This window comes from Mameliella sp. AT18, from assembly GCF_028807275.1.
Taxonomy (GTDB): Bacteria; Pseudomonadota; Alphaproteobacteria; order Rhodobacterales; family Rhodobacteraceae; genus Antarctobacter; species Antarctobacter albus.
The window spans coordinates 1-9,040 of the sequence record NZ_JARAMO010000005.1; the positions used below are offsets into that span (position 1 = coordinate 1).

Sequence of the window (9,040 nt, forward strand, 5' to 3'; positions counted from 1 at the left end):
CGGCGGGTTTCTACTACAAGACCTTCATGGCGGGCGGCTGGATGCGGTGGGAACCGATGATCCGCCGCATGGCGGGCCTCGGTCGTCTTGATCCGTCCAACCGCCCGCCCGGCGACACGCCGCAGCGCAACGCCCGTTGCGACCTGCTGGTGATCGGGGCCGGTCCCGCCGGGCTGGCGGCGGCCCGGGCCGCTGCGGGGCAGGGGGCCACGGTCTGGCTGCTGGACGAGGCAGGCGCCCCCGGCGGCGCCCTGCGCTGGCGCGGTGGAGAAATCGAGGGCGGACCCTGGCAGGACTTCGTGGCCGACACGGTGCAGAAGGTCGAGGCAGCGGGTGGCCGCGTCCTGACCGATACGACCCTTTGGGGAGCCTTCGATCACGGGCTGTTCGCGGCCTGGCAGCGGGGCGCGCGCGATTCCCATTGGCGCATCCGTGCCGCGAAAGTGGTGCTGGCGGCGGGGGCCATCGAACGGCCGCTCTGGTTCGCGAACAACGATCTGCCGGGGGTCATGTCCGCCGAAGCGGCGCTGCATCATCTTGTGCTCTACGGCGCCGTGGCCGGACGTCGGATCATCCTGGCGACGGGCAATGACGGCAGCTATCCCGTGGCCGCGGCGCTGGCAGAGGCGGGATGCCATGTAACCCTGCTGGATGCCCGAGAGGACACGCCCGCAGCGCCCGAGGGCGTCGAAGTGCGCCGGGGCGTGGCGATCGACGCGGCCAGGGGCGCGCGCAGCCTTGGCGCGGTCCGCGCCGGAGGGCAGCACATCGACGCCGATACCGCGCTGGTCTCGGGCGGCTATACGCCCAGCGTGCATCTGCACTGCCAGGCGGGCGGCAAGCTGGACTGGGACGCGGACAGGGACGCGCTGATCTCGCGCCCCGGCACATCGCCGTTGATCCCGGCGGGGGCGGCCAATGGCACCTTCGGCCTGAACGCGGCGCTGGCAGAGGGGCATGCGGCAGGCGGCGGCACGGGGTCAGCCCCGAATGCCACCGGCGCCACCTGGACGCTTGCCCCCATGCACCCGGACCCGAAGGGCAGGGGGCGCGTCTGGATCGACCCGCAGAACGATGTGACGCTCAAGGACGTGAAGCTGGCGGCACAAGAGGGCTATCGCAGCGTCGAACATCTCAAGCGCTACACCACCTTGGGCATGGCCACCGACCAGGGGCGCAGTTCCAATTTCGCGGGTCTCGCGGCGATGGCTGCACTGACCGGGCGCACGATCCCCGAAACCGGCACGACCACCTACCGCCCGCCCTTCACGCCCATTCCTCTGACTGCCCTGGGCGGGATGCGGCGCGGCGCACTGTTCAACCCGCTCAAGCGCCTCGCGCTGGAGCCGCAGCACGCGGCCCTTGGCGCCACGTTCGGAGAGTACGGCGGCTGGCGCCGACCCGCCAAGTACAGCGATACGCAGGCCGAGGCGAAGGGCGCGCGCGAGACATTTGGCCTTTACGATGCCTCGCCTCTGGGCAAGGTCGAGGTGATCGGCCCGGGCGCGGCGGAGCTGCTGGATTTCTGTGGTTATGTCGCAATGTCCACGCTGAAACCGGGGCGCGCGCGCTACGGGTTCATGCTGGGCGAGAATGGCGTGGTGGCGGATGATGGCGTCACCCTGCGGCTGGACGACAATCGCTTCATCCTCTCGGCCTCGTCCTCACATGTCGATCATGTGCGTTTGATCCTTGAGGAGGCGCGGCAGGACCGCTTTGAACCGTCCCGCGTCTTTGTCCATGACGTGACAGCGCAGTGGGTGACGTTCAGTGTCTCCGGCCCGCAGGCACGCACCGCGCTGGAATCCGCCGGAATGCCCGATGACGTCACCGGGCTGCGCCACATGCAGGTCGTGGAAACCCGCTGGACCCAGATCCCCCTGCGCGCCGCCCGGGTCAGCTTTACCGGCGATGCCTGCTGGGAACTGTCCGTGCCTGCCCGCCATGCGCCGGGGTTGATGACCGTTCTCGAGGGCGCGCGCGAGGCGTTGGGCGGTCACTGGATCGGGTTGGAGGCCCTGATGATCCTGCGCGCCGAAAAGGGGTACATCCTGATCGGCAAGGATACGGACGGCATCACCATGCCGCAGGACCTGGGCTGGGGCCGCCCGCGAGAGCGGCGGCGGGACGAGTATGTCGGGCGCCGTGCCCTGTTCACGCCCGAAGCCATGCGCGAGGACCGGCGCCAGCTGGTCGGCCTGGACTGTGATGGCGCGCCACTGCCCACCGGCGCGCATCTGGTGCCGCTGGACGGGCCCGCCCGCTCGCTGGGTTTTGTGACATCCTCCTATCATAGCCCGACGCTGAACCGATCTGTTGCCCTGGCCCAGGTCGACGCCGGGCTTGACCGAATGGGGGACATGCTGGGTGTCTTCCACCTGGGCCAACACCGCACCGCACGTATCTGCGCGCCCTGTGCCTTCGATCCGGAGGGAACCCGCCTTGCCGACTGACCTGCCTGACGACAGCACGCTCTGGACGACAGCCAGTCCCACGCCGGGCAGCATCCTGCAGGGGCAGAGCATGTCCGTCACCTGCCTGCCGGCGACGGGGGCGGCCTTGATCTCGGGGAACCTGGATGCGGCCATTGCGGCGCTTGCCCCCGGTGCGGCCTTGCTGGGCCTCCTGGACGCGCGCCCTCACACCCCCTTTGCCCTGCGCATCGCCCGAGACCGGGCCTTGCTGATCACGGCCGAGCCGCTGGACCTGGTGCCGGGCTGGCACGACGGGTTTGCGGTCAGCCCGGCGGATGATCTTTACCTCGTCCTTGCGATCACCGGAGAGGGCGCGCGGGGCCTGCAAGACGCCTGCCTGTCCGCCCCGGCGGGCAGCCCCTCGGCGGCGGCGCCCTTCGGCGGGCATGCCTGCCTTGTCCTGGACAATGGCCAGGGGCCGGATGTCTGGGTTCCGGCGCCCGAGGCGGCGGCGCTCTGGCTGCGGTTGTCCCGGCTGGTCGCGGCCCTCGACTGATCCGGCTGCGCGGTCCGGCGCCGACCCCGCGCGAAAGTGACTCGGGACTGCAATTTGCCTCTTTGCGCCCGAGTCACATGTTATAGGGTAGAGGCATGGGGCAACGTCTAGATATATCCACGCGCGCAAACAGGCGCGCCAAGCGTCCGGCAGGGGCCGGGCGGCTGCGTGCGGTGCTGCGTGGCACCGTTTTTTCCGTGCTGACGGGTATTTGCCTGACGCTTCCGCGCCCGGCGGAAAGCTATGACAGCCTCACCTTCAACGTCGCCGGACCCGACAAGGAGGCGCTGATCCAGAGCCTGCGCTCGGTCTCGATTCTCTCGCAGCTGGAAGGCGAGGAAAACCGCGCGCCTCAGGACGTGCTGGCCGCCGCCCAGGGCGACTATGCCCGGCTGGTCGAGGCGCTCTATGCACAGGGCTACTACTCCGCCGTTGTGCGCATCCAGATCGACGGTCGCGAGGCCGCGACCATCCCGCCATTCTCGGTGCCTGAACGCATCGGCAAGGTGCGGGTCAAGGTGGATCCGGGTCCGACTTTTACCTTCGGAAAGGCCATTGTCGCCCCGATCAACAAGCGCGCGCCCCTGCCAGAGGGCTTTGCGCGCGGGCAGCCGGCCCGCGCGACCGTGGTGCGCGACACGGCCCAGGCCGCGGTCGATGGCTGGCGCTCGGCGGGTTACGCCAAGGCCGGGATCGCCGATCAATCCATCACAGCGCGCCACGCGGACGCGCGGCTGGATGTGTCGCTGGCGGTTTCGAAGGGCCGGCAGTTCCGCTTTGGCGACGTGATCGTCACCTCGGAAAGCGCTGTGCGCGAGAACCGCATCCGCCAGATCGCGGGCATTCCGCGCGGCCAGACCTTCGATCCGGTCGAGGTCGACGATGCGGCGCAGCGCCTGCGCGCCACCGGCACTTTCCGGTCCGTGACGGTATCGGAGGCGGAGCAGGGCGGTCCCGACGATACGCTCGACATCATGATCGACGTCACGGACCGCAAGCCGCGCCGTTTCGGCTTCGGGGCCGAGCTGTCCTCGTCCGAGGGCGTCGGGCTGTCGGGGTTCTGGCTGCACCGCAACCTCTTTGGCGGTGCCGAACGGCTGCGGGTCGAGGGCGAGGCCACCCAACTGGGCGGGTCGGGCATGCGGCCCGACTATGCGCTGAACGCCCGGTTCGAAAAACCGGCCGTCTATGGCGCCGACACCATGTTCTATGCCACCACGGGTTTCAGCTACGACGACGAGCCGGACTATATCGACCGCTCGTTCACGCTGGGCCTGGGGGTCTCGCGCGAGTTTTCCAAGCAGGTCAGCGGCGAGCTGGGCATCTCCTACAGCCGGTCGCGCATCACCGACCTTTACCTGCCGGGCGATCCGACCCGGATGCTGACCCTGTTGTCGCTGCCCACGGCCATCACCATCGACCGGCGGGACGATCCGCTGGATGCGACTGAGGGCCTGTTCCTGCGGGCCGAGCTGGAACCGTTTTCCATCGTCAGCCACGGCGAGGCCGGCGCGCGCTACGCGCTGGACCTGCGTGGCTACAGGGCCTTTGGCGTCGACGAGTCCCTGGTGCTGGCCGGGCGGCTGCAACTGGCCGGGCTCGTCGGACCGGATGCGCAGACCGCGCCGCCGGACTTCCTGCTTTACTCGGGCGGCGGCGGCACCGTGCGGGGCCAGCCCTACCGGTCCCTGGACGTGGATTATTCGGGGACGCGCCTGGGCGGGCGCAGTTTCATGGGCCTCTCGACAGAGGTCCGCTATGACGTGACCGACACCATCGGCGTCGTGGGCTTTGCCGACGCGGGCTATGTCGGGACTGAGAGTTTCGTGGATGGGTCGGGCGACTGGCACGCCGGCGCAGGGCTTGGCCTGCGCTACGACACGCCGGTCGGGCCGATCCGCTTTGACGTGGCCGGGCCGGTGGGCGGCGACACGGGCGACGGCGTACAGATCTATATCGGGATCGGGCAGGCGTTCTGATGCGACTTTTGAGGGTTTTCCTGGTGCTGGTGCTCTGGCCGCTGGCGGCTTTGGCACAGACTGACGACCGCGGCTATATCCAGGGGCTGCTTGAGGACGCGTTGTCGGACGCGGGCCGCGACGTGCGGATCGAGGGCTTTGCCGGGGCGCTGAGTTCGCGCGCGACGATCGACCGGATCACCATTGCCGATGAGGATGGCGTCTGGCTGACCGCCACCGACGTGGCCATGACCTGGACGCGCACCGCGCTGGTGCGCGGTGCGGTCGAAATCGACGAGATCACCGTGGGCCGGATCGACATGCCGCGCCTGCCGGTGCCTTTGGCCAGCGACGCGCCGCCCGCCCCGGAGGCCCGCAGCGCCTTTCAACTGCCCGAACTGCCGGTGTCCCTGAACCTCGCACAGCTGGATCTGCGCGAAGTGGCGCTTGGCGCGCCTGTCGCCACCGAGAACCTGGTGCTGCGCGTCACCGGCAATGCCCGGTTGTCGGGCGGGGACGGCAACGCGGAACTGCAGGTTCAGCGCCTGGACAAGGGCGGCAACCTGCACCTCTCAGGGGCCTATTCGAACACCAGCCGCGTGCTGACGCTGGACACCAGTTTCGAGGAACCGGCTGGCGGGCTCGCGGCGCGCGCGCTGGGCCTTGAAGGCGAGCCTGCCGTTGCGCTCAGCCTGACCGGCGACGCGCCCATCGACGATTTCGAAGCGCGCCTGCGGCTTTCGACCGATGGTGTCGAACGGCTGGCGGGGCAGGTGATCCTGAGGGCCGATGGCGATACCGAGACACAGCGCGTCTCGCTGGACATCGGCGGGGACCTGGCGCCGTTGCTGGCGCCCGCCTACCGCGAGTTCCTGGGCGATGACATCGCGCTCAAGGCCGAGGCGACGCGCAGCGCGGACGGCGCCATCGCCCTGCAGGACCTGCGGCTGAGCGCCGAGGCGCTGCTGTTGACCGGCTCCGCTTCCATCAATGGCGATGGCTGGCCAGAGCGGTTGTCGCTCGAAGGGCAGATCACGCCGCCCGAAGGCGACGAGGTGCTGCTGCCGCTGCCGGGGCAGGAGGTCTATGTCACCGGCGTCACGCTGAAAGGCTCCTTTGACGCTTCGCAGGGCAATGGCTGGGCGCTGCGCCTGCAATCCGACCGGATCACCACCGCAGCGGGGCAGGCGGATCGCCTGTTGCTGAGCGGCGTGGGAGAGATCGACCGCGATGCGCCCCGTGTGACCGGCGACCTGATGCTGGCCGCGGGCGGCTTGGCCCTGGCCGATCCGGCCCTGGCCGAGGCCGTGGGCACGGCATTGCGCGGTGCGCTCTCCATCGACTGGGAGCCCGGTGCGCCGTTCTATCTTCGCGGGCTGGACCTGTCGGGGGCCGACTACGGCCTGACCGGTGTTCTGACCTTTACCGATGCCGAGACACTGAACCCGCGTGTCACGCCCGATCTGCGGTTGTCGGCCGAGGACCTGTCGCGCTTTGCCGCGCTGGCGGGCGTGGCGCTGGAAGGCGCTGCCAACCTGACCATCCGGGGCGAGGTCGCCCCGGTCACCGGCGGTTTCGACCTTGTTCTCGACGGCACCACGCGCGGCCTGGCGACGGGCATCGCGCAGGTCGATCCGCTGATCGCGGGCGTCGGCAGCCTGCAGGTCGAAGCGGTGCGCGACGAGGCCGGTCTGAGGGCCGAGAAACTGCTGCTGGTTACGCCCGAGGCGCGGATCGAGGGCGGCGGGACGCTGGCCACAGGGGCCAGCAGCCTGCGGGCCGAGGCGCGCATTCGTGAAACCGCGCTTGTCCTGCCCGAATTGAACGGCCCCACCACGCTGGTGCTGCGCGCCGACCAGGCCGGCGACGTCTGGACGCTGGGGGCCGAAGGCGACCTGGCCCGGGCCGGACGGCTGAACTATGCCGGGACGGTGGATCTTGGCCCCGATGTGCCGCTTGCCGACGGGCGGCTCGAAGCGACGCTGACCCGCCTGTCGGCCTTTTCCGGGCTGGCGGGCCGTCGACTGGGCGGCAGCGCCGAGCTGACCGTGACCGGCAGGGGCGGCCTGAACGGGGCCGATTTCGATGTCAGCGCCGAAGGACGCGTGACCGACGTCCGACTGGGCCTGCCGGAGATCGACCCGCTGCTGGTCGGCCGCACCGCGTTGAGCGTCAAGGCCACGCGCAGCGGCAACGGGGCGATCCGCTTTGACCCGTTGCGTCTGGACGGGGTTGTGAATGCACGGTTCACCGGCACGGTGGACCCGGCCGGGACCTATGGCCCGGAAGTGGACGGGCAGCTGACGGCCAGCGCGGCCTCGCTGTCACCCCTGTCGCGGCTGACAGGCCAGAACCTGCGCGGCGCGGCCCAGATCGAGGCCGAGGCATCGGGCGGCGTGCTGGACGGTCCGCTGAACCTGACGGCGGTTGTGCGGGGGCAGGGGCTTGGCATCGGCAATCCGACGGTCGACCCGCTGCTGGCGGGCAATTCCCGGCTGGACCTGCAGGTTGAGCGACTGGACAGCGGCGCTTATCGGATCGGCCAGGCGATGCTGGATGCCAGCGGCATCGACGGAAGGGTAACCGGCAGCTATGGCCCTGGCGAAGCGGCGGATCTGAACCTGGTTCTGGCGCTGGCCAACCTTGGCCAGATCGTGCCGGATCTGCCCGGCGCGGCACAGGTCACCGGCAGTGCCCGACGCAGCGGCGGACCCTGGCAGCTGTCCCTGGACGGAACCGGCCCGGCGGGTATCGGCGCGCGTCTGCGTGGCTCTGCCGCTGCCGACTTCAGTCGACTTGACGTGGCGCTGACAGGCTCGGCGCCGCTGGCCCTGGCCAACGGTCGGCTGGCGCCGCAGGTGGTCAGCGGCATCGCGCGCTTCGACCTGGGCCTATCCGGCCCGCCTGCGCTCTCCTCCGTCTCGGGCACGGTCTCGACCGATGGCGCGCGCTTCGCGGCGCCGGCGCAGAACATCGTGCTGAGCGGACTGGGGGGGCAGATCCGCCTGTCCGGCGGCCGTGCCGAGGTGTCTATGGCCGGCGGCCTTGACAGTGGCGGGCGGGTGTCGCTGGAAGGCCCGGTCACCCTCGCGGCACCGTTCAACGCGGGGCTGGTCCTGCGCCTGCAAAGCGCGGTCGTGCGCCAACCGGACCTTTTCGAGACCACGGCGAACGGACGCATCCGGATCGAAGGCCCCCTGACGGGCGGTGCACGGATCTCGGGCACCATCGACCTGGGCGAGGTCGAGGCTCGGATCCCGAACATCGGCGCCAGCTATGCGGCGCTGGACGGATTGGAACACAGGGGCATGCCGGGCGACGTGGCCGTGACCCTGCGCTACGCGGGCATGGACCGCAGCGCGCAGGCTGCCGGGGCGCCGCTGCCGGCCTTCCCGCTGGACGTGACCGTCCGGGCGGAGAACCGGATCTTTGTGCGGGGCAGGGGGCTGGACGCGGAATTGGGTGGTAGCCTGCGCCTGAACGGCACCACCTCCGACATCGTTCCGGCCGGGCAATTCGACCTGATCCGGGGCCGGCTGGACCTGTTGGGCCGCCGCCTGGACCTGACCGAGGGCTCGGTCTTCCTGCGCGGCAGCTTTGACCCGGTGGTCCGCTTCGTCGCGACCACACGCGTCGAGGACACGGATATCACCATCACCATCGAGGGGCCTGCCTCGTCTCCCGAGTTGCGCGTGGGGTCCATGCCCGAGTTGCCTCAGGACGAGGCCATGTCCTTTTTCCTCTTTGGCCGATCGGTAACAGAGCTGTCTGCCTTGCAGGCGGTTCAGCTGGCCTCGGCGATCCGGACACTGTCCGGCCGTGGCGGTCTGGGGCTCACGGAATCCCTGCGCAGCGGCCTGGGGGTGGCGGACCTTGACGTGGGAACCAGCGATGACGGTACGGCCCGCGCGCGCGTCGGCGCCTACTTGGGCGAGAACATCTACAGCGATGTCAGTGTCGACGCCAAGGGCAAGACCGAGATCAACCTGAACCTGAACGTCAATTCCAACGTGACGGTGCGCGGTCGCCTGGGATCCGACGGGTCGAGCGGGCTGGGCGTGTTTTTCGAACGCGACTACTGAAGGGGGCGCCGGGACGGGACTGTTTGCGGC

The 9,040-nt window shown here is 69.8% G+C and carries 4 protein-coding genes; all 4 read left to right on the forward strand.

What is annotated here, in order from left to right; genetic code table 11:
• Positions 1–2,453 (forward strand): glycine cleavage T C-terminal barrel domain-containing protein (locus PVW46_RS00480; RefSeq protein ID WP_274573768.1); only part of this gene is annotated, 2,453 nt, incomplete at its 5' end.
• On the forward strand, positions 2,443–2,970 hold the full coding sequence (locus PVW46_RS00485) for a hypothetical protein (protein WP_069210059.1): 528 nt from the start codon (positions 2,443–2,445) through the stop codon (positions 2,968–2,970). The genes PVW46_RS00480 and PVW46_RS00485, both read left to right, overlap by 11 nt.
• A gap of 95 nt (positions 2,971–3,065) precedes the next feature.
• Positions 3,066–4,949: an autotransporter assembly complex protein TamA gene (locus PVW46_RS00490; protein ID WP_083242354.1), complete on the forward strand. Its 1,884-nt coding sequence runs from the start codon at positions 3,066–3,068 to the stop codon at positions 4,947–4,949.
• Positions 4,949–9,010, forward strand: a complete 4,062-nt coding sequence (locus PVW46_RS00495; RefSeq protein ID WP_069210058.1) for a translocation/assembly module TamB domain-containing protein — start codon at positions 4,949–4,951, stop codon at positions 9,008–9,010. Before PVW46_RS00490 ends, PVW46_RS00495 begins: the two co-directional genes overlap by 1 nt.
• The last annotated feature ends 30 nt before the right edge of the window (positions 9,011–9,040 follow it).

Coding starts and splice junctions, on each gene's coding strand:
- PVW46_RS00495 (WP_069210058.1), top strand. CDS start 4,949: ATGCGACTTTTGAGGGTTTTCCTGGTGCTGGTGCTCTGGCCGCTGGCG.
- PVW46_RS00490 (WP_083242354.1), top strand. CDS start 3,066: ATGGGGCAACGTCTAGATATATCCACGCGCGCAAACAGGCGCGCCAAG.